This window comes from Okibacterium endophyticum, from assembly GCF_054780075.1.
In genome coordinates this window covers 776,491-801,678 of the sequence record NZ_BAAGXA010000005.1, presented here as the reverse complement: position 1 = coordinate 801,678, position 25,188 = coordinate 776,491, and the positions used below count along the sequence as shown (strand labels likewise).

Below are 25,188 nucleotides of genomic sequence, written 5' to 3'. Positions count from 1 at the left end.
CCCCGACGGGAAGCCACCGTCGGGGGTTCTTCGTGTTCTGCGGGGTGAAGCGCTACCCGTGCGAGCCTGCCGGGATCTTCGCCGACCTGCGCGCCTTGTGCCGCGGTTCACCCCGTGCCCGGAGCGAGGTTCAGCCGACCTTGTGCAGCCACACCACCGCCGAATCATCCGACGCGTGCCTGAACGACTCGAGCTCGTCGTCCCACGCCTGCCCGAGGGCTACGCGCAGTTCACGCTGAAGCTCCGCGGCATCGCCCGCTGCGACCTCCATCGCATACCTGATGCGGTCTTCAGGGACCACCATGTTGCCCACCGAGTCCGTCTGTGCATAGAAGATGCCGAGATCGGGTGTGTGAAGCCATCGTCCGCCGTCCGTTCCGGCCGTGGGGTCCTCGGTCACCTCAAAACGCAGGTGCTCCCAGCCGCGAAGCGACGATGCGATGGCAGCGCCCATTCCCGCAGTGCCCTCCCAATAGAACTCCGCGCGATGGCACCCCTTGAGCACCGGCTGTTCGACCCATGAGAAGTTGACGGCACGCCCGAGGGCGCGACCGGCTGCCCACTCGACATGTGGGCAGAGCGCGCGTGGTGAGGAGTGAATCAAAATCACTCCTCGTGCAGCAGATGCCACCATGTTGTCCTCCGTTTCGTTGGGTGCGTCTTCCCCTACGACCCAAAACGGATGACCGGACTGTTGCGGCATCAAGATATTCGATTGGCGACCGATGGTCTCGGTCACATTATGCCCGACACAGGGCCATAATCACAAGCGTGTCATTCGAGTCGCCTCGATGCATCTGGCCGAAGGTGCCATGCTGAGGAACGGGAGGAACCATGACTCAGAACAAGAACACACTCAGCGACGATCAGATCGCGGAGCATCTCGCGCAGCTGCCCGGATGGCGGGCGGAACACCGCGGCATCGCGCGCCGATATTCGTTGAAGAGCGCCAGGGCCGCTCTCGACTTCATCGCTGCGGTCGGCGACATCGCCGAAGAGATGAACCACCACCCGGATCTGACGTGGAGCTACAAAGCCGTGTCTGTGACGTTCACCTCGCACGACGCCGGCGGGGTCACCTCGCGTGATCTGGATGCCGCCCGGCGGGTGAGCGAGGCGGCCGACAGAATGGAGGCCGCTGCGGAGACACCGAGGTACCCACAGGCCTGACCAAGCGGCGCGCCGCACACAAGGCGCCCCACCTCTGCAGGCGCTGCATCATAACCCTCGTCTCGGTGTGAGGAAAGCGCCTTGGGCGCGGTTTCCCCTCCGTGCAGATTGGCACCACGAGCGAGCGCAGGCACACAGCCCGCTCGCGCATATGACGCACGGAGGGCAACACCATGTCAGACAGTTATCCAGCAGGCCCGGGCGTCGGTGGCTCGTCACGCACCGGCGACGACACAACGGGCGCGCCTGGCGGCAGCGGAACCATGCAGACCGCCCGAGAAGAGGCTTCACACCTGCGCGAAGAAGCAGCGAGCACCGGGCGCGACGTCGCGGACACCGCGAAATCCGAGGCGTCGCACGTCGCCGAAGAAGCGAAGACCCAGGCGAAAGACCTCTGGAGCGATACACGTGCCGAGCTGCACGAGCAGGCACAGGTCCAGCAGAAAAGAGTCGCCTCGGGTCTGCGATCGCTCGGCGACGAGCTCGAGACGATGGCCGCGGCATCCGATTCGAACGGCACGGCCTCACGCCTGGTGCAGGGTGCCGCCGGCCGTGCTGAGTCGGTGGCGTCGTGGCTCGACGAACGTGATCCGGGCTCCCTCGTCGACGAGGTGAGCTCATTCGCTCGGCGCCGTCCTGGAATGTTCATCGCACTGGCGGTCGGTGCCGGCCTCGCCGCCGGTCGCCTCACACGGTCGTTGAAGGACGACGCACAGGTCGCCTCGGGAAGTTCGCCGTCGGCCGATTCCGGTCAGGGCACACAGCCGGGCGCGTCTGGTGAGCGACCTTCGGCGCCTGCCGGCGCCCAGACTCCCCCACCACCGGCGACCGAGATGCCGGGCGGAACATCGGGGCTGCCAAGCGCTGAGCAGACAGACGGCTTCGTCGTCGGTGGGCCGCTGACGGGGAATGCAGACGGTCGACCATGACAGACGAACAGACACCTTCAGAGGCACGCGCAGCGCGCACATCGCTCGGTGATCTGCTGAGCGAGGTGAGCCGAGACATCTCCACGCTTATGCGACAGGAGGTCCAACTCGCCAAAGCCGAGCTCACGGAGTCTGCGACGAGAGCAGGCAAGGGCGCTGGAATGCTGGGTGGCGCCGCCTACGCGGCAATGATGGCCGTGCTGTTCGTCTCGATTGCGGCGTGGTGGGGTCTTGGCCATCTCATCGGCAACGCCTGGTCGGGTCTCGTGATCGCCGTCATCTGGGGCGTTGTCGCGCTCATTCTCTACCTGAACGGGCGCAAGAAACTCGCCAGCGTCACAGGCGCCCCGCAGACGGTCGACTCGGTGAAGAAGATTCCAGACACATTCGCAAGGAACGAGGAAAACAAATGACGAACAACCCTGATGAGATCCGGGAGAACATCGAGGCCACTCGCCGCGAGCTCGGAGGCGACGTCGATGCCCTGGCAGACAAGGTGAACCCGTCCAAGGCGGTCCATCGTCAGACCGAGAAGGCGAAGAATGCCCTCGGGTCGGTCAAGGATCGTGTGATGGGCGTGGCAGAAGACGCCAAGGACCACGTGACGAGCGCCGCCCATGACACCTCGGATGCCGTGGGAGACATCCCGCATCGCGCCGTTGAGAAGGCCAGGGGGAACCCCCTCGCTGTCGGGCTCATCGCCTTCGGGGTCGGCTGGCTGGCGGCCTCGCTGATCCCCTCGAGCGATGCAGAGAAGAAGGCGGCTGCAGCAGTGAAGGATGCCGCGCAACCGCTGGTGCATGAGGCGCAGGAGGCCGCAAAGGGCGTCGCGCAGAACCTCAAGGAGCCCGCACAGAATGCGGCACAAGCCGTCGGCGACACGGCGGCCGAGGGTTTCGAGCATGTGAGGTCAGAGGCGTCGTCCGGTGCCGACGAGCTCAGGGACGAGGCGAGTCGAGCGAAGCACAGCCTTCAGAACGACTAGTCAGAGCTCGCGGAACGAGAGCCGGTCGGTGGCCGTGGCGACATCGTCGCCTCCGGTCCTCGGCCGGTTCCGTCTGCGGGACGAACTCTGCCTGGACGAGCTCTTCACGATCACGGTGGGGCGTGCGGGACTTGAACCCGCGACCGACGGATTATGAGTCCGCTGCTCTAACCAGCTGAGCTAACGCCCCGTGGTGGGTGGTGTGGTCTAGTCGTCGGTGGTTGCCGCCGACTCGACCTCGGTGATGGGATCCGTCACCGGTTCTCCACGATACAGGCTCTCGAAGGTGGAGATGGTGCGCTGGATGTCGTGCGCCTCGATCATTTTCAGCGAATTGCGTTTCATACGTGCGAGTTCTTCGCTCGACGCCGTGAGAACATCCGTCAGCCGCTCGGCGAGCTCGTTGACATTGCCCGGCTCGAACAGGTATCCGTTCTCACCCGTGTGCACCAGATGCGGCAACGCCATGGCATCTGCTGCGACGACCGGAAGACCGGATGCCATGGCCTCCATCGTCACGATGCTCTGCAGCTCTGCGATCGACGGCATGGCGAGCACTGTCGCCCGCGTATATGCCTCGCGCAGCTCGTCGTCGCTCACGTATCCGGTGAAGCGCACCCGGTCACCCAGTTCGAGCTGCTTCGCCAGGTTCTCGAGGTTGTTCTTCTGATCGCCGCCGCCGACGATCTCGAGTTTCGCGTTGAGACCGGGGTCCAGTTGGGCGAATGCTCTGATGAGAACGTCGATCTGTTTCTCACCGGTGACACGACCGACGAACAATATACGTTTGTCGGTGGGCGGGTCGAAGCTCGGTGTGTATCTGTGCGCGTCGATGCCGCACGAGATCGCATGCACCCCGCGCAAGCCTGTGTACCGTTCGAGGAACTGCGCCGCCTTCTGTGTCGGGGTCGTCACCGATTCGGCCCTGCTGAGCGTGCGTTTGGCCATGCCCCATGCCCAGGAGACGAGCTTCTCTTGCATGCCCTTGGGCACGAGAGTGAACTCGAGCATGTTCTCAGGCATCACGTGGTTGGTCGCGACGACTCTGATTCCGCGCTTCTCCGCCTGCAGAGACAGGCCACGCCCGACGACGAGGAACGAGTTCGAATGCACAACGTCTGGCTTCACCCTCTCGAGGATGCGGGCGCTGTTGCGGTTGATGGTCCAGGGCAGGGCAAATCTGAGCCAGTCGTGCGGGTACCACCGCCAGCTGTACAACCGGTGCATCGTCATCGGCTGACCCTCATGGGTCTCGGTCCAGGTTCCGTGCCTGCGCGAGGCGGCGGGAGCGACGACATGCACGTCGTGGCCGCGAGCCACCATTCCTGCCGCGAGCCGCTCTGCGAAGCGTGCGGCTCCGTTGACGTCGGGCGCGAAGGTGTCAGCGCCGATCACGACCCTCAGCGGTCGTGGCGTCTGTGTGGTCTGCCTCGCGTCAGAGGCGGGTTCTGTTGCATCGCCGCGTCGCGGCTCGTTATGGGAATCAGGCAAGGGTGGGGGTCTTCCTCCGTCATCGGCCGGTGCATGGCACCCGGTCACAGCCCGTCGGATCGTGTGAGCCCAACAGGAATCGGTATTCGATTCTACCGACTGGCTCGTTCGATGCACGCAGCCGCGTGTCGTGCGTCAGGTGGACTGCGGATGGTGACGTGCCAGTTGAAACACACCCCACACGGCCACGGTACCCGCTATGACGAATCCGACGACGGCCCACAGGGGCGCCTCGCTGGCTTCTCCGAGAACGACGATGCCGATCGCGACGGCCACCATGGGGTCGATGACGGTGAGACCCGCTATGACGAGGTCCGGTGGGCCCGACGAGTATGCCGTCTGCACGAAGTATCCGCCGAGCGCCGTGCCGAGCAGCAGGGCGAGCACGCACACCACCGTGAGCCAGTCGAAGTTCTCCTGCTGGATCCGGCTGAGCACGACTTTGGCGAGGGTGGCGACAAAACCGTAGATGCAGCCGGCGGCGATGATGTAGAAGATCGCCTTGAACCGTTTGCGCAGCATGGCGAACGCCACGACGAAGACGGCGATCACCGCGGCGAGGGTGATCAGGATGGTGATGAGCTTGACATCGGTGACGGGCTTCTCCACAGCGACGAAACCGGCGAGGGTCACGAACAGGCCAACGCCGCCGACACAGGCGACGATGGCGATGACCGAGCGTTTGTTGAGTTTCACCTTGTGTATACGCGCGTTCAGCACCGACGTGATGACGAGGGCTATCGCCCCGAGCGGCTGAACGAGGATCAGCGGTGCGAACCACAACGCCGAGAGCTGAAAGACGATGGCCAGCCCGAGCATCACCGTGCCGAACACCCACGACGGCCTCGTCAGCAGGGCGATGAGCTGTTTGGAGTTCAGACCGGTGCTCGCGGTGGTGCCCGAGCGCATCTCGACCTTGGTCACACCGCGGTGCTGGAACTGCGCACCGAGCGACAACAAGACGGCGCCGATGACCGCGAGCGGGATGCCGATGAACTGCCGCGGATTGCGTACGAACTCAATCGTGATCTCACTCAGATCGTCCACGGCAAAAGTCACAGCCCGAGCTTATCCCGAGCTTCCAGAGGTTAGGCTCAACGAATGGCAATTCTCCCGATTCGCATCATGGGTGACCCGGTTCTGCACACCCCGGCAGCCACCGTCACGGACTTCGACGACTCGCTTCGTCAGCTTGTGGCCGACATGTTCGAGACGATGGATGCCGCCCCTGGCGTCGGTCTCGCCGCTCCGCAGGTGGGCGTCGGCCTGAGACTCTTCACCTACGGATACGGAACCGATGACACCGGTGAGCCCTGGCGCGGGGTGGTCATCAATCCAGACCTGCTGATCACTCCCCCGGATCCGGGTGAGCCCGACGAAGACACGGAGTCCGAAGGATGCCTGTCGTTCCCCGGCGAACGCTTTCCGCTCCGCCGTGCAGAGCAGGCGCTGATCACGGGCGTAGACGTGGATCAGAACCCTGTGAGCATGAGGGTCGACGGATGGCGTGCTCGGATTCTGCAGCACGAGTTCGATCATCTCAATGGGTACCTCTACGTCGATCGCCTCGATGACCGCGACTACAAAACAGTGTCGAAGATCGCGCGCAAGCGGGGCTGGGACGTGCCGGGCGTGAGCTGGCTGCCCGGGCTCGACGACCTGGACGCCTGAGCGACGGGCCCCTCGATTTTGAGTTGGGCGATCCTTTGATAAAGTGGCTACGCACTGCACTGATCCTCGATAGCTCAATTGGCAGAGCAATCGGCTGTTAACCGATAGGTTGTTGGTTCGAGTCCAACTCGGGGAGCTGACGATCCCCTGATTTCCGCGGAAGTCAGGGGATCTTGTTGCTTCATGAATCGCTCACAACGGCGTTTCCGCAGCCTGCGGCGACGCCGGCACCCACTCAACCTGACCCTCGACTTCCACACCGCGGACAACGCCCGCTCACTCGAACGTATCCTGAACGCGTGGGATGCGGCCGGCTACGCACCTGATCGCGCGATGCAGCAAGACATCCGCTACAGCGGCTCACTTCCTGTGGAGATGATGAGCATCCGCGATGCGACCAGCATCGACGGGCTCATCCACATGCAGATCACATCGCGTTGCACCGTTGCCGGTAGCCGACGCCCCGCCGCGAGTACACCCTGCGTTGTGAAGAGCCATGAAAACGCGCTGAACGCCACTCACCGGAACGAGCGCAGATAGCGCCTCCGAGCAATTCGCTGCGCGATCCGCAGCAGTGGGTAGAGAGCTCTCCACGGCTGTTCTGGCGCGGCCCGTGTCAACGAACGCACCGTGAGACGCACCTCGTCGTCCTGACGATGCACGATGAACGCCTCCTCTCCGCTGACAGGATGTCCCGGGAGCGTGCGGTAGGCGAACCCGACCCGGTCCGGCTCCTCTACAACGGCAATGACCTCGACCGGCTCAACGACGGTCACGGCGAACAGGCTCGCTTTGACGACGACACGGTCGCCACACGACACCGGGCCGGGCGAGTCCACAGTGAATCCGCTCGCAGTTTTCACCCGCCAGCGCAGCACATCCCGAGCAACGCGCTCCCACGCCTCATCACCACTCCCCACACCCGCCGACACGTCCGAGCGCCTGTATCCATCGTCGCTCGGAGGCCATTCACGAAGCTCGGGGGCAGTCATGCACGCTGATGCTGTGCTCACCCGATCGCCACCCGCCGCGCCAGCGTGGTCGGCTTCGACGCGACGAGCCAGCTCCCCGCCGCGATCAACAGGGGCATCCCAACCACCAGGGCAGCGAGCACAGGCCACGGCGGCAGAAACATGAGCGACCCAGACGGATCGATCAACGAGAAGGCATAGCTCGTGAGCAGAGCCGCGAGGGTGCCGGTGACCGCCCCGATGCCCGCGATGATCATCGCCTGCCAGAACGCGAAGGTGCGCCGCAGCATCCGTGTGGCGCCGACAGCGGCCAGCGTCGCGTCGTCTTGCCTGCCATCCGCGCGCGCAAGGCCGATCGCCACTGCGCTCGCCCCGAGGAACAGGACGCCGCACAGGCCGAGGGCTCCGAGGATCCAGATGAGCGAGCCGTCGCTCGGGCCTTGCTCATAGTAGAGACTCGAACCGAGTGCTTCGAGCGCCTCGGTCGTCGCGTCGAGCTGCGCCTGCGTAGCGGGGGTATCGAGCGATGCGACGACAGCCGACGGCGTCACCGCGAGTCCGAGGCTCTCCGCAGTCTGCGGAGTGATCACCAGGCCGAACCACATGGGCATGTCAGGCTCTTGGACGACTGCCGGGATCGTCTCGGATGCCACGGCCCGTGTCGGATCGGGGAGCGGTCGCGCGCCGTTCGCGATCTCCGGCGGCCACCAGTCGATCGTCAACTCGCCATCGGCGACATATTCGCGACGAAACGACACGGCCCCTCCCGCCTGCAGAGCGTCTCTCGCCTCGGTGCTCGGCTGCACGCCGAGCAGAAGAGCGAGGTCATTCGGATCGAGGATGTGAATGGCGCCGCTGTCGACGTATCCGCCCTGATCCTGCCCGCAGCGCCAATCGTTCTCGCTGATGTTTCGTCTCGCCTCCGCATGGTCAGCTGAACCGGAGTCATCGAACACGTCGGCATCGTATTCGGGCGAGTTCTCGTCGAGAGGGCACAGGTTCTGCGGTGGAACCGACGGCATCGGAACAGCGGCGATCAGCGCTCCGTCCGATGATCGCTCCACGCGCACCGACGACATCACGGCGCTGCTCTCCACATCGAGATCGCGTTCGAGAGCCGCGGTGACGTCACCGGGATCAGCTGTGAGTTCGCCGTTCATGTCGACGGGCATCCATGCCTGCACCTCGCCCAGGGGAATCTGGTACTGGTACGAGGATTCAGAGGAGTGCTGGGTCGACGTCGCGAAGTTGATGACCAAGACGCCGATGAATGCTGTGACCATGATCGCCGCGAAGGCCGGAACAGCACGAGAGGGATTCGTGGCGCTGTCGCGCGACGCGAGCCGGGCTCCCAGGCCGATGCGCGACATCCCCCGTGCGATGGTGCGCAACACGAGCGCGCCGCACATGATGATGCCGATCTGCGCGAGAATCGGCCCGATGAGCAATGCAGCGATGCCGGTCCAGTAGACGGCATCGAGTGGTATGTTGACACGCTCGGTGGCGATTCGCAGAACAAGTGCGCCGACGAGGGTGAGCGCAGCTCCCCCGATCATGAACACGAGGCCCACCACGGGCCTCTTACGGTTGAGTGGAGCGGGTTTTCTGCTGCCCCGCAGAGCGGCCAGGGTGTCGAACTTCGTTGCCGAACGAGCGGGTGCGATCGCGGCGATCAACCCGACGATCGCAGCGAGGGCAGCGATGACGACCATCGACAGTGGGTTGAGGTGGAAGCCCCAGTATCTGCTCGCACTGCCATCGCCGGTGAACGCCATGAAAATGGCACCGGCCGGAATGCCGACGGCTACACCGATCAGACCCCCGAGCAGCCCGAGCACAAGGCCCTGCGCCGTCACGATGCGGAACAGCAGCCGTCTGCCGCCACCCACGCTGGCGACGGTCGCGAGGGCGCGCTGTTGTTTGCGCGCCCCGACCGCGAACGCGGCCCCCGCGAGCAGAATGATCTCGAACACGGCGAACGCGGCCGCGAGCACGAGCACGACTCCGTACAGAAGCCAGAACGAGCCCGTCGCCGAAACCTCGAATGACGATGCGCCAGACAGGATCGCCCTCGACAACACCGTGACGCCCTGTGCATTCAGCCGGTCGAGGTCCGAACGCTCGATCACGGTGTCAGGCAGGTAATAGCTGGTCGAGCCTTGAACGCTCCCGGGATCGAGCGTGCTGGTGCCGAGGTAGAGTTCCTCGATGGAGTCGGGCGTCATCTGATCGTCGAGAACACCCACTATGGTCAGTTCGATCGGCTGCGGTTGCGTGAGCGTGACCGTCGAGCCGACAGTTGCTCCCAGTCGCCCGAGCGCGGCCTCCGTGGCCATGATCTCGGTCGGCGCCCGTGGTGCCGAACCAGACGTGATGGTGAACCGGCCGGTGAAGGACTCGTCCCACACCGGCCCGACAGTGGCAACCAGACTGCCTCTGCCCGCGGCCGTCTCTGCGCTCACCTGCGTCTGGGTGAGTTCCGTGATGTCGGTGCCCGCCGGGAACAACTCCCGCGGATCGACCGGCTCACCCGACGCGCCCTGATTCTCAGGCGCTCCGGTGGGCGTGTCGTACTGCACATGCCCCGGATCGAACGGGTCTTGCCGCAGCGCGGGATCGGGGGCGTAATACGTATAGAGCCTGGCCTCGTTCTGACCCAGCTCTGCCGTGATCTTCTCGGCAGCTGTCGGAGACGAGCTCTCACCGACCAGCGCGGCCGCAGAGAATCCCGCGACCGGCAGCGCCACCATGATGGTGACCACGACGCTCGTGCCCAGCGTGCGCATCACCGATCGTCGACCCAGACGGATCGCGATGCGCCATTCCGCGAAACTGCGGATCAGGCGGTTCTGCTCGATGACCGGTTCGTCGCGCCGATAGCGCGGTGCGCGGAATCCCCGAGGCCTGCGTGTGCGGCGTCCGCTCTCTGCGGCACGTGCCGCGCGTGCATCACGGCGACTGCCCGACGTCATCGCTCAGTCGATCCGCTGAGCAGCGACTCGACGGGGACGACCGCCGACTCGTCCACGATCCGTCCGTCTCTCAAGAACACGATCCGGTCCGCCCAGGCCGCGTGCCTCGCTTCGTGGGTGACCAGAATTCCGCCGGCGCCCGCGTCGACACGGCGCCGAAGCATCCGCAACACCACGTCGCCGGTCTCGCTGTCGAGAGCACCCGTCGGCTCGTCGGCCAGAATGATGCTGCGCGGCCCGACCACAGCGCGGGCGATCGCCACACGCTGCTGCTGTCCGCCGGAGAGATCGTCGGGAAAATGCGAGGCGCGGTCGGTGAGTTCCACGCTCGCGAGGGCGTCATCAGCGGCCGAGCGCGCCTTGCGCGGCTTCCAGCCGTCGAGCTCGAGCGGGAGCGACACGTTCTCACGGGCGGTAAGCGTGGGGATCAGGTTGAAGTCTTGAAAGACATATCCGAGTGTCCGACGGCGCAGCCGAGCCACATCTGCCAGTGTCGCCTCGCTGAGCCAGGTTCCCTGAACGACCACCTCACCGGCCGTCGGACTGCTCAGCCCGCCGGCGACGGCGAGAAGCGTCGACTTTCCCGACCCGGATGCGCCCATCACCGCGACGAGTTCGCCCTCGTTGACGACCAGGTCGATGCCGGACAGCGCCGTGACCGCGGTGGCACCGTGGCCGTATTGCTGAGAGACGCCATCGAGGCGCAGGAGCTCCGCCGTCATTGCGCGCCCCCTGCTCCCGCGATCGCGCCAGACGGCCGGCCTCGGCGCGGTCGCTGCGATGCATCCTTGACCTTCATCACACGATCCGCGTGGCGACGCAGCTTCGCCTCGACGTGATCGAGCCAGCGCACCTCTGCCTCTGCCTGAAAGATGAGCGAGTCGATCACGAGTTGCCAGGCCAGCTCCTCGGGGCCATCAGCATCGGTACTCGCGTTCTTGCTGCGGGTGAGCGTCTGCAAAGCCGCGAACGACGCACGACGCTGAGTCTGCACAACCGCTGAGACGTCGACGCCCGGAAGCGTTGCGACGATCGCGAGCTTCGCCGCCAGCTCATCTCTCGACACCTGCCCGCGCTCCACCGGTGTATCGAGCCAGCGGCGCACCTCGGCGCGACCGGCGTCGGTGATCTCGTAGTACTGGTGGCCCTCGGCATCCATCTCGCCTTTGACGACGAGGCCGTCACGCTCGAGACGATCGAGCGTCGAGTAGGTCTGCCCCACGTTGAGAGGCCAGGTCGACCCGGTCCTGCGATCGAACTCGGCTCGCAGTTGATACCCGTAACAGGCATCCTGATCGAGAATGGCCAAAAAACCCTGTCTGACGCTCATGCGGACTCCTCCATCGGCCGCAAAATGCGTACCGCGTACTGTCACCCTATTGCATGCTCAGGGAGCAATAACAGTGCAACGCGCCGATCGTGCGAGACCTGCGCTCAGAGGGAGTGTCTTCGCCCGTCTACGGATGCAGCACCTCCTACGGGTGCAACGTCTCGGCGTTGGCCGCGAAACCGGCGAGGAACGGATGATCCGCCCCGGTGAGAAGGTCGTCGATGGGGGCGAGGCCGATCAGACTCCCCCGGTGGAGCGCAGCCACACGGCTGGTCGCTCTGCGCAGGAGCGGAAGATCGTGACTGATCAGGATCGCCGAGAGCCCGCGTTGCTCTTGCATCCGCCCGATGAGATCGGTTACCGCTCCTCTGACCGTGACGTCGATGCCCGTGGTCGGTTCGTCAGCGATCAGCAGCCGCGGCGAGAAGACGAGTGCTCGAGCGATCGCCACACGCTGGCGCTGCCCGCTCGACAGCTCGAACGGGTATTTGTCGAGAAGCGAGAGTGGCAGCTGCACGCCGTCGAGCAGCTCTGCAGCCCTCAGTCCGAGAGCCTTGCGGTTGTAGCGCTTGTCGCGTTCGAGCACGGGGGCCGCGATCGTCTCACCGACCGTGAGCTCCGCCGGCAGCCGTTGGCCGGCATCCTGGGACAGGTAGGCCACGTGAAAGCTGAGCCTGGCGATGTTGCGCTTTCGTATGCCTCGAAGGGCATACCCTGCGACCCAGGCTGCTCCGCCCGAGATCACCGGTGCCGGATCGGTGCCACGAGACGTGATCAGGTCACCGGACAGCACCCTGGCGAGCGTCGATTTGCCAGAACCGGTCTCGCCGATCACGCCGATGACCTCACCCTCGGCGATGTCGAGAGTGAGACCGTCGATCACCCGGTGCGCACTGCTCGCGCCGTGGGCCGGATAGTCAACGGTCAGGTCGTCGATCCTGACGACCTCGCTGTCATCGTCTGGCTTTCTCATATGCCGAGCTTATTCCTCACGCAGTCGCCTGCGCTCACCCTCGAGGGCCACCAGCTCGGATTGCACGGCTCGATAGGCCTCACGGTCCTGGATGTCCGTCCGCTGCAGGCGGCCACGCATCTCGTGCAACTGGCGAAGAAGGTCCCTGTCGATCAGCGAGGTGGTGATACCACGGACGTAACCGCTCAGCTCACGCTCGGATCGTTCCGGGATCGGGGCGACCGCAAGCTGCTGAACGAGCGGCGCGATCGGCGCCGGCACATTCTCGACGATGCTATCGAACCACCCCATGGTGCCGAACGCGTCCATGCTTGCCGAGATGCCGTCGCGAACGATCGCGAGCGACGGGTTCGCAAATGCCGTGAACATCGCTCGTGAGACCCGCTCGGCACCCGCGAGATCCGGATGCTGCAGAATCGCCATCAGGGCGTCGCGTTCGAGCCGGGTGGCCGGGTCTCCCGGCAGATCGCGGATGGATGCCTGCCGTTCCGCAGGCGGTTCAGGCGCATCCGCGCCCTGACGAGAACCGGCCTGCCCCGGTTCTGCTCCCCTGCCTTCCGCTCCCCGGTTCTGGGCTCCCCGGTTCTGCACGGCGCGCGACGCCCTGCTCACGGCCGCCTGCACGTCTGGCAGGTCGAGGCCGAGATGGCCGGCGAGCACCCTGGTGTAACCGGGACGCATCGCGGCGTCTCGAATGTCGGCGACGATCGGCGCCGCCGCCCGCAGCGCGCCGACCCGCCCCTCGACCGTCTCGAGGTCGAAACCGGCGAGCGTCTGCCGGATCACGAACTCGTACATCGGTTCTTTCTGCTCGACCAGCCGGCGCACCGCTCCATCGCCGTGGGCGAGCCGCAGGTCGCACGGGTCGAGTCCGTCTGCGGCCACAGCGACATAGGTCTGCGCGGCGAAACGCTGTTCTTCTGAGAACGCATGCATTGCCGCCTTCTGGCCGGCGGCATCCGGGTCGAACGTGAAGATCACCTCGCCAGACGCACTGTCGTCGCCCATCACACGCCGCAGCACCTTGATGTGGTCGACGCCGAACGCCGTGCCGCAGGTGGCCACAGCTGTCGTGACACCGGCGAGGTGGCACGCCATAACATCCGTATAACCCTCGACCACCACCGCCTGCCTGCCCCGTGACACGTCGCGCTTGGCGAGATCGAGACCATACAGCACCTGCGCCTTGTGGTAGATGGCCGTCTCCGGGGTGTTCAGGTACTTCGGGCCCTTGTCGTCGTCGAACAACCTGCGGGCGCCGAACCCGACGGTCTGCCCGGTGACATCGCGGATCGGCCACACCAGTCGCCCCCTGAACCGGTCGTAGACGCCTCTGTCACCCTGCGACACCAGGCCGGCGGCCGAGAGCTCCTCCGTGGTGAAGTTCTGCGCCCTGAGCGCCTTGGTGAGGGCGTCCCAGCTCTTGGGGGCATAGCCGACGCCGAACCGTTCCGCGGCCGCCGGATCAAAGCCCCGAGAACCGAGGAACGCGCGGCCGACCTCGGCCTCTGGTGCATGCAGCTGCTGTTGAAAGTAGAGCGCCGCCGCCTGGTTCGCCGCGAGCAGTCTGGCCCTGTTTCCGTGGTCGTTCGACGCCTGGCCGTCTTCGTAGTGCAGCTCGAGCCCCGCTCGCGCAGCCAGTCGCTCCACGGCGTCGGCGAAGGTGACATGGTCCATCTTCTGCAGGAACGAGATGACGTCGCCGCTCTCACCGCATCCGAAGCAGTGATAGAAGCCGACCTGCGGCCGAACGTGAAAACTGGGGCTGCGCTCGTCGTGGAACGGGCACAGGCCCTTCATCGAGCCGACGCCGGCAGACTTGAGGCTGACGTACTCCGAGATCACATCGGCGATATTGGTGCGTGACTTGACCTCGTCTATGTCGCTCTGACGAATTCGGCCTGCCATTCGATCATCCTATCCGCGCGCGGGCACCGCTGACCCTCACGTCAGGTCCAGGCGCGCATGCCAGGCCAACGCCGACTGGTCCGTCAGGCTCGCCACCTGATCGACGACGACCCTCCGGCGAGCAGCATCGTCACCGGCGGCGGCCCAGTCCGCCGCGAAGCCGGGGTCGAGCGCCTGCGGCCCCGCAGCGAACAGCGACTCTGCGAGAGCCGTGAGCACATCGCGCTGCTGTCGATAGATCGGCTGCCTGCTGTCGCTCGACATCACGAATGCGGCGACAACACCCTTGAGCACGGCGATCTCTGCCTGCACGTCGTGCGGCACGATGACGTTGCCGCCGAACCGGGCGAGACTGTCCTGCGGATAGGCCTCTCTCGTTGCCGCCGTCGCGGCGCCCGCGAAATGCCCGATCATCTGGCTGGTGAAGTTCTTGAGCTTCGCCAGGTCACGCCTCGAGGAATCCCAGCTCGACATCCACACCCTCGAGGCCGCGAGCCTGTCGAACGCCGATGCCAGGTCGTCGATCGTGAACGCGTCGCCCGCCCACGCCTGAACCGCGGCGATCAGGGAGTCGTGCCCGGCTCTGGCGCTCAAGAACGCAGGGTCGATGTATTCGTTGACGATGGCATCCTCGAAGTCATGCACCGAATAGGCGATGTCGTCTGAGAGGTCCATCACCTGCGCCTCTATGCATTTCTGCCGGTCGGGGGCACCGGCACGAAGCCAGTCGAAGACCGCACGGTCATCGTCGAAGAATCCGAATTTCACCCGGCCCCCTGGATCGCGCACCGCTTCACTCTCTGGCCAGGGGTACTTGCAGCTGGCATCGAGACTGGCCCTCGTGAGATTCAAGCCGAAGGGCCGCCCCTGGTCGTCGAACACCTTGGGTTCGAGCCTGGTGAGGATTCGCAGGGTCTGTGCGTTCCCCTCGAACCCGCCGACATCGAGTGCCCACTCGTTGAGTGCGCGCTCCCCGTTGTGACCGAACGGCGGATGCCCCAGGTCATGCGCGAGGCACGCGGTGTCGACCACATCCGGCTCGAGCTCGAGATTCGCAGCAAGCTCGCGACCGACCTGTGCGACCTCGAGCGAGTGCGTCAGCCTGTTGCGCGCGAAGTCGAGCCCGGCGGTCGGGCTGAGCACCTGCGTCTTCGCCGCGAGCCGCCGCAACGCGCTCGAGTGCAGAAGCCGCGCCCGGTCCCTGGCGAAGTCGCTTCGACGCGAGGAGTGGTGTTCGGGGTGCCGGCGTTCGGAGTCGTCCATCGTGTATCCAGACGGCATCTCGCCCGCTCTACCCGCCACTGGTGTCCAGCTCCGCCTGACCGAGTTCGCTCTTCTCATCGAGACCGAGCGATCGCGACTGCAGCCAGCCCTCCGGCAACACGGGGCGTTTTGGCGTTCCCGCGCGGCCTCGCTGCCCTTCCGCCGGTTCGCCCGGGTACGGTTGGTCCGCATCGAGTGTTGCGAGCAGCTCATCGAGCTGTTGCAGGCTCTCGACCGTGGCCAGGCGGGTGCGCAGGTCCCCGCCGACCGGATAGCCCTTGAAATACCAGGCGACATGCTTTCGGATGTCCCGGCACCCGCGTTCTTCATTGTCGAAGAACTCCGCGAGAAGCTCGGCGTGCCGCTTGAACGCGGCGGCCACCTGGCCGAGACTCGGGCGATAGCGGGTGTCTTCACCACGGAAGACCGCTGCCAGGTCCCCGAACAGCCAGGGCCGGCCGAGGCATCCGCGACCGACGACCACGCCGTCGCACCCGGTCTCGTCCATCATGCGCACGGCGTCTTCAGCCGCCCAGATGTCGCCGTTGCCGAGAATCGGAACCCCGGTGATCGTCTCTTTCAGCGTGGCGATCGCCGACCAGTCGGCCTGGCCGGAATAGAACTCCGCGGCTGTGCGCGCGTGCAGGGCGATGCTCGCGACGCCGGCGCCCTCGGCGGCACGAGCGGCTTCGAGGTAGGTCAGGTGGTCTGAATCGATGCCCTTGCGCATCTTGATCGTCAGGGGAACATCTCCCGCGGCCTCGACGGCTCCCTCGACGATCTGCCTGAAGAGGTCGCCTTTCCACGGAAGAGCCGCTCCCCCGCCCTTTCTCGTGACCTTGGGCACCGGGCATCCGAAGTTCAGGTCGATGTGATCCGCGCGGTCTTCTGCGACGAGGATGGTGACCGCTTCGCGCACAGTCTTCGGGTCTACGCCATAGAGCTGGATGCTGCGAGGGGTTTCCGACTCGTGGTGAGTGATGAGTCGCATCGTCTCCGGGGTGCGTTCGACGAGAGCACGAGAGGTGATCATCTCGCTCACGTAGAGCCCCGCACCGAACTCGCGGCAGAGTCGCCTGAAGGCCGTGTTGGTGATCCCGGCCATCGGCGCAAGCACAACGGGCACGTCGAGCGTGATCGACCCGATCGTGAGCGGCCGCACCGGCCGTATCGTTGAGGAGAGTGACATAACCCGTCAATTCTCCCAGATTGGGGCTGAACATATGACCGGACCGACAGTTTCGTCCGCAGGCGCACCACCGGCTGGCGATCTCCGTGTGCGGCAATCCGCTGAAGCTCTCGGCCTCTCGGTCGAGATCGTGGCTCGCCCGGCCGCTGCCGACCTCGAGGGCGCAGCCGCTCTGCTCGGCGTCGAACCGGCCGACATCGTGAAAACCCTCGTGGTGAAGCACAAGAACGGCACGTTCCTGTTCGCCCTCGTTCCGGGCGGACGCAAGATCTCGTGGCCGAGGCTGCGAGAGGCAGTCGGCGTCAACAAGCTGTCGTTGCCCGATGCACAGCTCGCCTTCGAGGCGACGGGTTATGAACGGGGCACGATCACCCCGCTCGGGAGCACAACCGCGTGGCCGGTCTATGTGGATGCGACGATGGCCGGACGAAGAGTCTGGATGGGGGCAGGACGCCACGGCTTCAGCGCTGCCGTGGATGCCGACGCGCTTCTGGCTGCGCTCGGTGCCGTCGTGACGGACATCAGCGAACCCGAGTGAACCGGCAGCCGGTCTGGCCGTGGCAGGTTGAGACGTGTTCCCGTGGGTGGATGTCGCTTCGGGAATAGCCGGCGCGATGGTGTGTTGAACCAGTCGTGAGCGAGCCCATCAAAGTAGACATCTGGTCAGACGTGCAGTGCCCGTGGTGCTACATCGGCAAACGCAGGTTCGAGGCCGCGGCCGCCCGGTTCGATGGAGACATCGAGGTGGTCTACCACTCGTATGAGCTTGCACCCGACACCCCCGTGGACTACGAGGGCACCCCGAGGGAGTATCTCGCAGAGCGCAAGGGTCTCTCGCTGCTGCAGGTCGACCAGATGATCGGTCGCGTCGTCGGCATCGCCGCGTCCGTCGGACTCGAATACGACTACGAGCACATGCATCAGACCAACACGGTGAAAGCACACGAGCTCCTGCACTATGCGAAATCCCGCGGACGCCAGCTCGAGATGAAAGAAGCGCTGCTCAAGGCGTACTTCATCGACGGCGGCCACGTCGGACGCATCGATGACCTCGCCGATCTGGCCGCGGGTCTGGGCTTCGACCGAGACGATGTCGTGCGAGCGCTGACCGACGGCGAATACCTTGCCGATGTCAGAGCGGATGTCGCGCAGGCTGCAGCATACGGCATCCAGGGTGTGCCGTTCTTCGTCTTCGACGAGAAGTACGGGGTGTCTGGGGCACAGGAGACCGAGGCCTTCGCTCAGGTTCTCGCGCAGGTCGCCGGTAAGAAGCAGGTGTCGCAGACATCGGCGCAGGCACCCGCATGATGAGTGATCAGGCCACCGGCCCGTCGGTCTCGACAGCAGATACACCGGCAATGCCGCTGCTGAGCCCGCTCACGCCGCTGGGCAGCACGGATGCCGCTGTGTGCGTCGACGGCGTGTGCGAGATTCCCGCGGCGAAGGGCTGAGTCCACGCGGTCGGTGGTCGAGCTCGTCGAGACCCCCTCGGTGGTCGAGCTCGTCGAGGCGAGAGGTTTCGACACGGTCCGGCGTCGCTGGCGCTCCGTCGGTCCTGCTCGACCACCGGAGCCACGGGTCGCCTCAGCGGGTGGAGCCGGGCGCGTCCACAGCTCCGCCGAACCGACGGTCACGGTCCGCATAGATCTGGATGGCGCGCCACAGGTCCTCTCGTGTGAAGTCCGGCCAGAGGGTGTCGAGGAACACCATTTCGGCGTAGGCGCTCTGCCAGAGCAGAAAGTTGCTTGTGCGCTGCTCCCCCGAGCTCCGCACGAACAGGTCCACGTCGGGAAGCTCGGGTGTGTACAGGTGACGTGCGATCGTCTTCTCGGTGATGCCTGACGGCTTCAGCCTGCCCGCCTTGACGTCTTCGGCCAGGGCCCTGACGGCATCCGTGATCTCGGTGCGGCCCCCGTAGTTGACACACATGGTGAGCGTGAGCACGTCGTTGCGGGCCGTGAGCTGCTCGGCGAACTGCAGTTCCCTGATGACGGATGCCCAGAGGCGCGGCTTGCGTCCAGCCCATCGCACTCGCACGCCCCACTCGTTGAGCTGATCGCGCCTGCGGTGCAGCACGTCGCGGTTGAAGCCCATCAGAAAACGCACCTCATCGGGCGACCGCACCCAGTTCTCGGTGGAGAACGCATAGACCGACAGGTGTTTGACGCCCATTTGTATGGCCCCGGCGACCACGTCGAGAAGCGCCGCTTCGCCTGCACGATGTCCTTCTACGCGCGGCAGTCCCCTGGCATTGGCCCATCTGCCGTTTCCGTCCATAACGAGGGCGACATGCTCTGGCACCGCACGCCTGTCGATATCGGGCGGGTACACGCCCGTCCAGTCGAGGGGACGGAATTCGACGGCGTCTTTGTGTGTGTACGGTTTAGGGGTCACACGCGCTCATTCGTCTGTGCAATCGCATTCATCTGTGCAGTCACTCTTCTTTCGCGGGTGCCGTGGTTGCGGCGCGGGTCACGGCGACGTTCACGCTCATTCGCGAGACACATAGGCCAGGGAACGCAGCCCTCGTTCCAGATGCCACTGGGCGTAGGCTGCCACGACCCCGCTCGCGCGTGACCTCGTGCCGCCGTCACTCTCGTCGACGTATGGCCAGTCACCCGTGAGCAGCGCAGAGAGCAGGCCGATCGTCTGCGGGTCGAGCCGAGGGCTTCCCTGGGGCGCACAGTCGTCGCAGACGACACCGCCCAACTGCACGACCGCGTGTGTGTGAGGCCCCTCGGCCTGGCACCTGGCACAGTCGAAGAAGCTCGGCGCCCACCCCGCAAGCGAGAGTGAACGCAACAGATAGGAATCGAGGATGAGGCCTGCCGGATGGTCACGGCGAGACAGGGCGCGAAGCGCTCCGACGAGCAGCAGATACTGCTGCAGCGAGCCCTCGGCCTCTGTGACCCGATCCGCCGTTTCGACCATCACCGTCGCCGCCGTGTAGGCGTCGTAGTCGCTGACGATCAGCGCCCCGTACGATCCGAGCGATTCTGCCTGGGTGATGACGTCGAGCGTTCGGCCCTCCCACAGCTGCACGTCGGCGACCATAAACGGCTCAAGACGCGATCCGAACTTGGATGCCGTGCGCCGCACTCCTTTGGCGACCGCGCGAATCTTGCCGTGCCGGCGTGACAGCATCGTGACGATGCGATCGGCTTCACCCAGCTTGTGGGTGCGCAGCACAACTGCTTCATCACGATAGACAGGCACACCCCAGTATCTCGCACATCGCTGGGCGACAGCCGCGAGGCGCGGCGACCCACCACGGCAACAGTGAGGTTAGATGGAGCCGTGAGCCCAGCATTCGTCATTCCACTGTGGACCGACCTCGTTGCCGTCGGCGTCGGGGCGGTCCAGGGCGCCATGTTCGCCGCCCGCCTCAGAGAAAGCCGGCTCGACTGGCTCGGAATCGCCATCATCGGCGTGGTCGTGGGGCTCGGGGGCGGCCTCATCCGCGACCTGATGCTCAACCAGGTTCCCGCGATGCTGCAGAACAACTGGTACCTCGTCGTCGCCACCGCCTCTGCCCTGCTCGGAATGCTCCTGCTCCACACCTTCGTTCGGCTGAACCCCCTTATCATCGGGCTCGACGCCCTCACCATCGGGCTGTTCGGCGCCATCGGCGCGAGCAAGGCGCTCGCCGCGGGAATCCCGTTCATCCCCGCCATCTTCGTCGGCGTCGTCGCTGCCGTCGGCGGGTCTGTGCTCCGCGATGTGATGCTGAACCTGCCCGTCGCACTGATGCACGTGGGCTCGCTCTACGCGGCGGCGGCCGCAATCGGAGCCGGTGCACTCGTGACCATGTCGTTCCTGGGTGTTCCCATCGCCCTCGCCGCCATTACGTGCGTCGTCTTCACCACGATCACCCGCCTGCTGTCGGTGAGATTCGGCTGGAGTCTTCCCGAACAACGCGCCATCAGCACCTGGCCGAACTGGCGCCGGCCGCGCGGCAGAAGGCCGCGCGACTGACCTCGTTCAGTGGCCCGGAGCACGGCGAGGGAGCGGAAGCGCGACCGTCACAAGTCCGCGTCCGCGCAGCTGTCCGCCGAGCCCACCGCATCCGAGTGGAGGTCTGTGCACAACTTCGGAGATCGCTCATCAGCGCGAGCGACACGCCGGTGAGCACAGCGATGTCGATCGTTTCTCCGAAGATGTGTGCGGGGTACGACGAAGCGACTCAAGCCCGAACCGGCTCAGGCTCTGACCGGCTCAGGCTCTGCGGATGTGGCTCTGCGCCGCTCGCTGCGTCACCGTTGCGAATGGCCCTGTTGACAGCTGAGACGACGGCCTTGAGGGATGCCGTCGAGATGTCGGCGTCTATCCCCACGCCCCACAGCCGTGTGCCCTCGACCTGGAGCTCGACATACGCAGCGGCCTGTGCGTCACCGCTCGCGCTCATGGCGTGCTCGACGTAGTCGTAGAGGGTGACCTCGACGCCGCGATCGCGCATGATGTTGAGGAACGCCGCGATCGGTCCGTTTCCGGTGGCCGCTGCCTCGATCACCGAGAACCCGTCACGCAGGTCGACGGCCAGTTCGACTGCGCCGTCGAGGTTGCTCGACGTGCGGGTCGACGTGATCTCGAAACGCCCCCACCGCTGTTCTTCGACAGCACTCGGCAGGTACTCGTCTGTGAAGATGCGCCAGATGTCGTCGCTCGTGAACTCGCCGCCCTCGCTGTCGGTGTGACCCTGCACCACACCCGAGAACTCGATCTGCAGTTTTCTGGGCAGGTCCATGGCGTGGTCGTTCTTGAGCAGGTAGGCGACGCCTCCCTTGCCCGACTGCGAGTTGACCCTGATCACCGCTTCGTAGCTGCGACCGAGGTCTTTGGGATCGATCGGCAGGTACGGAACGGCCCAGACGAGTTCGTCGACGGACGTGCCCGCCGCGGCAGCATCTGCCGCCATACGTTCGAATCCTTTTTTGATGGCATCCTGATGGGACCCGCTGAACGCCGTGAACACGAGATCGCCCGCCCACGGGCTGCGCACGGGAACCGGCAGCTGGTTGCAGTACTCGGCTGTGCGCTTGATCTGATCGATGTCACTGAAGTCGATCTGCGGGTCGATCCCCTGTGTCAGCAGATTCACGCCCAGCGCCACCAGGTCGACGTTCCCCGTTCGCTCCCCGTTGCCGAAGAGGCATCCCTCGATGCGGTCCGCACCGGCCAGATAACCGAGCTCTGCCGCCGCCACGGCGGTTCCGCGGTCGTTGTGCGGGTGCAATGACAGAATCACGTTCTCGCGATGGTTGAGGTTCCGGCTCATCCACTCGATCGAGTCCGCATAGACGTTGGGCGTCGCCATCTCGACGGTGGCGGGCAGGTTGACGATGACCTTGCGCTCGGGGGTGGGCTCGAAGACATCGAGAACCTGATTGCAGATGTCGACGGCGAACTCGAGCTCGGTGCCCGTGTAGCTCTCTGGGGAGTACTCGTAGTAGACGGTGGTCCCGGGAACGAGCTTCTCCATCTCGCGGCACAGCCGTGCCCCGGTCAGGGCGATGTCGACGATGCCCTGCTTGTCCGTGCGGAAGACGACGTCGCGCTGCAGAATGCTCGTGGAGTTGTAGAGGTGCACGATCGCCTGCTTCGCGCCCTTGATCGATTCATAGGTGCGTTCGATGAGGTGATCGCGTGCCTGCGTCAGAACCTGGATCGTGACGTCGTCAGGGATGGCCCCCTCCTCGATCAGGCTGCGCACGAAGTCGAAGTCCGTCTGGCTCGCGCTCGGAAAGCCGACCTCGATCTCTTTGTAACCCATCCGCACGAGCAGGTCGAACATGATCCGCTTGCGCTCGGGACTCATCGGGTCGATGAGCGCCTGGTTTCCGTCTCGCAGATCGACGGCGCACCAGCGCGGCGCGGTCTTGATCCGCTTGCTCGGCCAGGTGCGGTCCGGCAGGTCCACGGTGAACAGCTCGTGGAAAGGGCGGTATTTGTGGACGGGCATCGACGATGCCGTTTGCGTGTTTTTCATTGGTCTTCTTCTTTCGCCTCTGATCTCAAGCCGACGACGAACTCCGCGACGAGAGGGGCTTTGGACTAAGCCTCGTCGCGGCAGCTAAGAAGGAGCACACCTGAGAACACCAGACAAGACTAACACCGTGGGCGCACCGCTGCCAACGGGCCGGTCCCGCACCGATGGCAGCGGCGGTGTCACTCCACGGCGAGGGCGTGCACGGGCGAGACCCGTGTCGCCCGCCTCGAAGGCGCGACGGCTGCGACGGCCGAGAGCACTGCTGCACACACCACGGCGCCGACGATCACGAGCCACGGCACAGTCGGCAGCATGAACTCGCCGCCGAGGATCGAGCCGAGAAGCGATTGAGCTCCGGCCCAGCCATAGACGATGCCGAGCACAACGCCGAAGCCCACGGCAGCGACGGTCATCTGGATGCTCTCGGCGAAGATCATGCGGCGCACCTGCGCACGCGTGAAGCCGAGCGCGCGAAGCAGGCCGAGCTCCCGACGGCGTTGCATCACGCTGAGCGAGAGGTTGTTGACCATGCCGACAGCGGCGATCAGCGCAGAGAAGCCGAACAGCACGGAGAACACACCGATCGTGAGCGTGAGAATGGGGTCGACGTCACCGTAGTCGGCCGGATACATCTCGCGGCTCCGCTGGATCATGTCGTAGTACCCCTGTGCGGCGACCGCGAACATCGTGACAAGAGTGACGCCGATGACGAGTCCGATGGTCGTGCGTGCGCTGCGTGCCGGGTGACGCACCGCGTTGGCGGCTGCGATGGATGCCGCCGGGCCGCGCCCGAGCATCCGCCCGACGACGTTGAGGATCGGCGGCATGATGACGGGAGCACCCAGCACGATCCCGCTGAACGAGAGAATCCCCCCTGCCATGCCGATGAGCACCGCGCCCATGGTGATCTGTCCGAGCACGATCGACGCCGTGAGGAGGATTCCGCCGAGGATCACCAGCGCGAGTGCGAACCCGTTGCGCACACGGCGGCTCGTGGCCTCGTCGTGGCTCGGCTCGAGAGCAGCGCCTGTCGCCTGGATGGGAGTCACATCAAGGATTCGACGCGAGCCGACCCAGGTGGCCAGCCAGGTGATGACCGCTACGGCGATGAGCGGCAGCGCGAGCTGTGGTGTGAACAGCTGATACCGGAGAGCCGGAATGGCGCCCGAGGCGACTCCGATCGCGACAGCGGCAGTGGTGAGCGCGACTCCCGCAACCCCTCCGATGAGGGCACCGATGAAACCCACGACGAGTCCTTCGGCTCCGACGGTCACCCGCAGCCGGCGAGCGGTCGCACCGATCAGGCGCATCAGTGCGATCTCACGGGTGCGGCCGGCGATCACCGTTCCGACCGTGTTCGCCGTGACGATGGCGCCCACGAAGACGGCTATCGCGAAGAACACAACTGAAACGAGTGTCAGCGCGATTCCGACTGCTTCCTTCTGAGAGATGTCGTCGGCGGCGATCAGGGCGGTGAGCACGTCTGTGCCCTGCAGAAGAACTGTGCCGAAAGCTGCCGAAAGCGCCGTGACGATCAGAGTGGAGGTGTAGTCCCTGAACCGCATCCTCACGCTGTCTGCTCCATCGTGAGCATAAAGTTCGAGATCTCCGCCGGGCTCTTGCGGCCGAGCTCGTGCACAATGCGTCCGTCCGCGAGCATCAGCGTGCGATCGGCATGGCTGGCGGCGACCGGATCGTGTGTCACCATGGCTATCGACTGGCCGAACCGGGCGCACGCGTCCGCGAGGAGCGCGAGCACTTCACGCCCTGAGCGCGAATCGAGGTTTCCCGTCGGCTCGTCTGCGAAGACGAGGTCAGGGCGGGTGGCGAGGGCCCTGGCGATGGCCACACGTTGCTGTTGCCCGCCGCTCAGCTCGTGCGGTCTGTGCCCCATACGGTCGCGCAGGCCGAGCGAATCGACCAGTTGGTCGATCCATGCGGCCTCGGCCATGGTCGGCGTGCGCCCGTCGAGATCGAACGGCAGGCGGATGTTCGCCCGAGCGTCGAGGGTCGGCACCAGGTTGAACGACTGGAACACGAACCCGACGCGTCGACGGCGCAGGCGCGTGAGCGCCGTGTCGTCGAGCGAGGTGATCTCGGTGTCGCCCAGCCAGACCCGGCCCGCCGACGCCTGATCCAGACCCGCCATGATGTGCATCAGGGTCGATTTGCCCGAGCCGCTCGGGCCCATGATCGCGGTGAACTCAGCACGCCTGATCCCGATCGAGATGTCGTCGAGCGCGACGACGGCGCCCTGGCCGACACCGAACCGCTTGGTCACATGGGTGACGCGTGCGGCGAGCCCCATGTCTGTTGTCGTGATTTCCATGGTTTCAGGCTATGGAACGGC

At 65.3% G+C, this 25,188-nt stretch carries 24 protein-coding genes and 2 tRNA genes; 9 read left to right on the top strand and 17 right to left on the bottom strand.

All coding sequences use genetic code 11. From position 1 onward, the window contains the following. Positions 1-130: 130 nt before the first annotated feature. Entirely contained in the window at positions 131-634 is a 504-nt protein-coding gene (locus tag ACYVF5_RS08090; RefSeq protein ID WP_460945089.1) for a DUF3145 domain-containing protein, read from the bottom strand. Between the two features lie 200 nt (positions 635-834). Here ACYVF5_RS08090 and ACYVF5_RS08085 point away from each other — a divergent pair, with 200 nt between their 5' ends. From ACYVF5_RS08085 to ACYVF5_RS08070, 4 genes are all read left to right on the top strand, one after another. After that, positions 835-1,170 (top strand): 4a-hydroxytetrahydrobiopterin dehydratase, encoded by a 336-nt coding sequence (locus ACYVF5_RS08085; RefSeq protein WP_460945087.1) that lies wholly within the window; start codon positions 835-837, stop codon positions 1,168-1,170. Positions 1,171-1,343: 173 nt separating this feature from the next. After that, complete coding sequence (locus ACYVF5_RS08080; protein WP_460945085.1) at positions 1,344-2,099, top strand: hypothetical protein; 756 nt, start codon at positions 1,344-1,346, stop codon at positions 2,097-2,099. Further along, positions 2,096-2,512, top strand: a complete 417-nt coding sequence (locus tag ACYVF5_RS08075; RefSeq protein ID WP_460945083.1) for a phage holin family protein — start codon at positions 2,096-2,098, stop codon at positions 2,510-2,512. Before ACYVF5_RS08080 ends, ACYVF5_RS08075 begins: the two co-directional genes overlap by 4 nt. Beyond that, the gene (locus tag ACYVF5_RS08070; RefSeq protein ID WP_460945081.1) at positions 2,509-3,084 is read left to right on the top strand and encodes a DUF3618 domain-containing protein; all 576 of its coding nucleotides are present in this window, start codon (positions 2,509-2,511) and stop codon (positions 3,082-3,084) included. Before ACYVF5_RS08075 ends, ACYVF5_RS08070 begins: the two co-directional genes overlap by 4 nt. A gap of 116 nt (positions 3,085-3,200) precedes the next feature. Here the strand turns inward: ACYVF5_RS08070 and ACYVF5_RS08065 are convergent. The 3 genes from ACYVF5_RS08065 to ACYVF5_RS08055 form a co-directional block, all read right to left on the bottom strand. Next, positions 3,201-3,274 (bottom strand) — tRNA-Ile (locus ACYVF5_RS08065). A 17-nt stretch (positions 3,275-3,291) separates the two neighbouring features. Continuing rightward, the gene (locus tag ACYVF5_RS08060) at positions 3,292-4,575 is read right to left on the bottom strand and encodes a glycosyltransferase (RefSeq protein WP_460945079.1); all 1,284 of its coding nucleotides are present in this window, start codon (positions 4,573-4,575) and stop codon (positions 3,292-3,294) included. 135 nt (positions 4,576-4,710) lie between these two features. After that, the gene (locus tag ACYVF5_RS08055) at positions 4,711-5,634 is read right to left on the bottom strand and encodes a DMT family transporter (protein WP_460945077.1); all 924 of its coding nucleotides are present in this window, start codon (positions 5,632-5,634) and stop codon (positions 4,711-4,713) included. Positions 5,635-5,676: 42 nt separating this feature from the next. Here ACYVF5_RS08055 and def point away from each other — a divergent pair, with 42 nt between their 5' ends. Both def and ACYVF5_RS08045 read left to right on the top strand, forming a co-directional pair. Beyond that, on the top strand, positions 5,677-6,246 hold the full coding sequence (gene def / locus ACYVF5_RS08050; protein ID WP_460945075.1) for a peptide deformylase: 570 nt from the start codon (positions 5,677-5,679) through the stop codon (positions 6,244-6,246). A 63-nt stretch (positions 6,247-6,309) separates the two neighbouring features. Beyond that, positions 6,310-6,382, top strand: a tRNA-Asn gene (locus ACYVF5_RS08045). Positions 6,383-6,764: 382 nt separating this feature from the next. Here ACYVF5_RS08045 and ACYVF5_RS08040 read toward each other — a convergent pair. From ACYVF5_RS08040 to dusB, 8 genes are all read right to left on the bottom strand, one after another. Beyond that, positions 6,765-7,238 (bottom strand): DUF1990 family protein, encoded by a 474-nt coding sequence (locus ACYVF5_RS08040; protein ID WP_460945073.1) that lies wholly within the window; start codon positions 7,236-7,238, stop codon positions 6,765-6,767. A 17-nt stretch (positions 7,239-7,255) separates the two neighbouring features. Continuing rightward, positions 7,256-10,189, bottom strand: coding sequence for a hypothetical protein (locus ACYVF5_RS08035; RefSeq protein WP_460945071.1), 2,934 nt, complete (start codon positions 10,187-10,189; stop codon positions 7,256-7,258). Then, positions 10,186-10,911, bottom strand: coding sequence for an ABC transporter ATP-binding protein (locus ACYVF5_RS08030; protein ID WP_460945069.1), 726 nt, complete (start codon positions 10,909-10,911; stop codon positions 10,186-10,188). The genes ACYVF5_RS08035 and ACYVF5_RS08030 overlap by 4 nt, the downstream gene beginning before the upstream one ends. After that, positions 10,908-11,519, bottom strand: a complete 612-nt coding sequence (locus tag ACYVF5_RS08025; protein WP_460945067.1) for a PadR family transcriptional regulator — start codon at positions 11,517-11,519, stop codon at positions 10,908-10,910. The genes ACYVF5_RS08030 and ACYVF5_RS08025 overlap by 4 nt, the downstream gene beginning before the upstream one ends. 145 nt (positions 11,520-11,664) lie before the next feature. Beyond that, positions 11,665-12,492, bottom strand: coding sequence for an ABC transporter ATP-binding protein (locus ACYVF5_RS08020; RefSeq protein ID WP_460945065.1), 828 nt, complete (start codon positions 12,490-12,492; stop codon positions 11,665-11,667). 9 nt (positions 12,493-12,501) lie between these two features. Then, entirely contained in the window at positions 12,502-14,400 is a 1,899-nt protein-coding gene (gene dnaG, locus ACYVF5_RS08015; protein WP_460945063.1) for a DNA primase, read from the bottom strand. A 36-nt stretch (positions 14,401-14,436) separates the two neighbouring features. Further along, entirely contained in the window at positions 14,437-15,681 is a 1,245-nt protein-coding gene (locus ACYVF5_RS08010; protein WP_460945061.1) for a deoxyguanosinetriphosphate triphosphohydrolase, read from the bottom strand. Positions 15,682-15,691: 10 nt separating this feature from the next. After that, a complete protein-coding gene (gene dusB, locus ACYVF5_RS08005; RefSeq protein ID WP_460945059.1) occupies positions 15,692-16,852 on the bottom strand; it encodes a tRNA dihydrouridine synthase DusB in 1,161 nt (386 codons plus the stop codon). Positions 16,853-16,886: 34 nt separating this feature from the next. Here dusB and ACYVF5_RS08000 point away from each other — a divergent pair, with 34 nt between their 5' ends. Next, positions 16,887-17,390, top strand: coding sequence for an aminoacyl-tRNA deacylase (locus ACYVF5_RS08000; protein WP_460945057.1), 504 nt, complete (start codon positions 16,887-16,889; stop codon positions 17,388-17,390). A gap of 95 nt (positions 17,391-17,485) precedes the next feature. Beyond that, complete coding sequence (locus ACYVF5_RS07995) at positions 17,486-18,160, top strand: DsbA family oxidoreductase (RefSeq protein ID WP_460945055.1); 675 nt, start codon at positions 17,486-17,488, stop codon at positions 18,158-18,160. Positions 18,161-18,436: 276 nt separating this feature from the next. On the opposite strand, the gene ACYVF5_RS07990 is transcribed toward ACYVF5_RS07995, so the two are convergent. Next, the gene (locus ACYVF5_RS07990) at positions 18,437-19,246 is read right to left on the bottom strand and encodes an isoprenyl transferase (protein ID WP_460945053.1); all 810 of its coding nucleotides are present in this window, start codon (positions 19,244-19,246) and stop codon (positions 18,437-18,439) included. A gap of 96 nt (positions 19,247-19,342) precedes the next feature. After that, positions 19,343-20,068 (bottom strand): DNA repair protein RecO, encoded by a 726-nt coding sequence (recO, locus tag ACYVF5_RS07985; RefSeq protein WP_460945051.1) that lies wholly within the window; start codon positions 20,066-20,068, stop codon positions 19,343-19,345. Positions 20,069-20,149: 81 nt separating this feature from the next. Here recO and ACYVF5_RS07980 point away from each other — a divergent pair, with 81 nt between their 5' ends. Continuing rightward, positions 20,150-20,827, top strand: a complete 678-nt coding sequence (locus ACYVF5_RS07980; protein WP_460945049.1) for a trimeric intracellular cation channel family protein — start codon at positions 20,150-20,152, stop codon at positions 20,825-20,827. Positions 20,828-21,035: 208 nt separating this feature from the next. Here the strand turns inward: ACYVF5_RS07980 and leuA are convergent, their stop codons facing one another. The 3 genes from leuA to ACYVF5_RS07965 form a co-directional block, all read right to left on the bottom strand. Then, positions 21,036-22,838: a 2-isopropylmalate synthase gene (gene leuA, locus ACYVF5_RS07975; protein WP_460945047.1), complete on the bottom strand. Its 1,803-nt coding sequence runs from the start codon at positions 22,836-22,838 to the stop codon at positions 21,036-21,038. 179 nt (positions 22,839-23,017) lie between these two features. Further along, the gene (locus ACYVF5_RS07970) at positions 23,018-24,403 is read right to left on the bottom strand and encodes an ABC transporter permease (protein ID WP_460945327.1); all 1,386 of its coding nucleotides are present in this window, start codon (positions 24,401-24,403) and stop codon (positions 23,018-23,020) included. Between the two features lie 2 nt (positions 24,404-24,405). Next, on the bottom strand, positions 24,406-25,167 hold the full coding sequence (locus ACYVF5_RS07965; protein ID WP_460945046.1) for an ABC transporter ATP-binding protein: 762 nt from the start codon (positions 25,165-25,167) through the stop codon (positions 24,406-24,408). Positions 25,168-25,188: the final 21 nt, after the last annotated feature.

Excerpts from the sequence above, each read along its gene's own strand:
- ACYVF5_RS08090 (WP_460945089.1), bottom strand. The coding sequence starts at position 634 with ATGGTGGCATCTGCTGCACGAGGAGTGATTTTGATTCACTCCTCACCA.
- ACYVF5_RS08085 (WP_460945087.1), top strand. The coding sequence starts at position 835 with ATGACTCAGAACAAGAACACACTCAGCGACGATCAGATCGCGGAGCAT.
- ACYVF5_RS08080 (WP_460945085.1), top strand. The coding sequence starts at position 1,344 with ATGTCAGACAGTTATCCAGCAGGCCCGGGCGTCGGTGGCTCGTCACGC.
- ACYVF5_RS08075 (WP_460945083.1), top strand. The coding sequence starts at position 2,096 with ATGACAGACGAACAGACACCTTCAGAGGCACGCGCAGCGCGCACATCG.
- ACYVF5_RS08070 (WP_460945081.1), top strand. The coding sequence starts at position 2,509 with ATGACGAACAACCCTGATGAGATCCGGGAGAACATCGAGGCCACTCGC.
- def (WP_460945075.1), top strand. The coding sequence starts at position 5,677 with ATGGCAATTCTCCCGATTCGCATCATGGGTGACCCGGTTCTGCACACC.
- ACYVF5_RS08040 (WP_460945073.1), bottom strand. The coding sequence starts at position 7,238 with ATGACTGCCCCCGAGCTTCGTGAATGGCCTCCGAGCGACGATGGATAC.
- ACYVF5_RS08035 (WP_460945071.1), bottom strand. The coding sequence starts at position 10,189 with ATGACGTCGGGCAGTCGCCGTGATGCACGCGCGGCACGTGCCGCAGAG.
- ACYVF5_RS08030 (WP_460945069.1), bottom strand. The coding sequence starts at position 10,911 with ATGACGGCGGAGCTCCTGCGCCTCGATGGCGTCTCTCAGCAATACGGC.
- ACYVF5_RS08025 (WP_460945067.1), bottom strand. The coding sequence starts at position 11,519 with ATGAGCGTCAGACAGGGTTTTTTGGCCATTCTCGATCAGGATGCCTGT.
- ACYVF5_RS08020 (WP_460945065.1), bottom strand. The coding sequence starts at position 12,492 with ATGAGAAAGCCAGACGATGACAGCGAGGTCGTCAGGATCGACGACCTG.
- dnaG (WP_460945063.1), bottom strand. The coding sequence starts at position 14,400 with ATGGCAGGCCGAATTCGTCAGAGCGACATAGACGAGGTCAAGTCACGC.
- ACYVF5_RS08010 (WP_460945061.1), bottom strand. The coding sequence starts at position 15,681 with ATGCCGTCTGGATACACGATGGACGACTCCGAACGCCGGCACCCCGAA.
- dusB (WP_460945059.1), bottom strand. The coding sequence starts at position 16,852 with ATGTCACTCTCCTCAACGATACGGCCGGTGCGGCCGCTCACGATCGGG.
- ACYVF5_RS08000 (WP_460945057.1), top strand. The coding sequence starts at position 16,887 with ATGACCGGACCGACAGTTTCGTCCGCAGGCGCACCACCGGCTGGCGAT.
- leuA (WP_460945047.1), bottom strand. The coding sequence starts at position 22,838 with ATGAAAAACACGCAAACGGCATCGTCGATGCCCGTCCACAAATACCGC.
- ACYVF5_RS07970 (WP_460945327.1), bottom strand. The coding sequence starts at position 24,403 with ATGCGGTTCAGGGACTACACCTCCACTCTGATCGTCACGGCGCTTTCG.
- ACYVF5_RS07965 (WP_460945046.1), bottom strand. The coding sequence starts at position 25,167 with ATGGAAATCACGACAACAGACATGGGGCTCGCCGCACGCGTCACCCAT.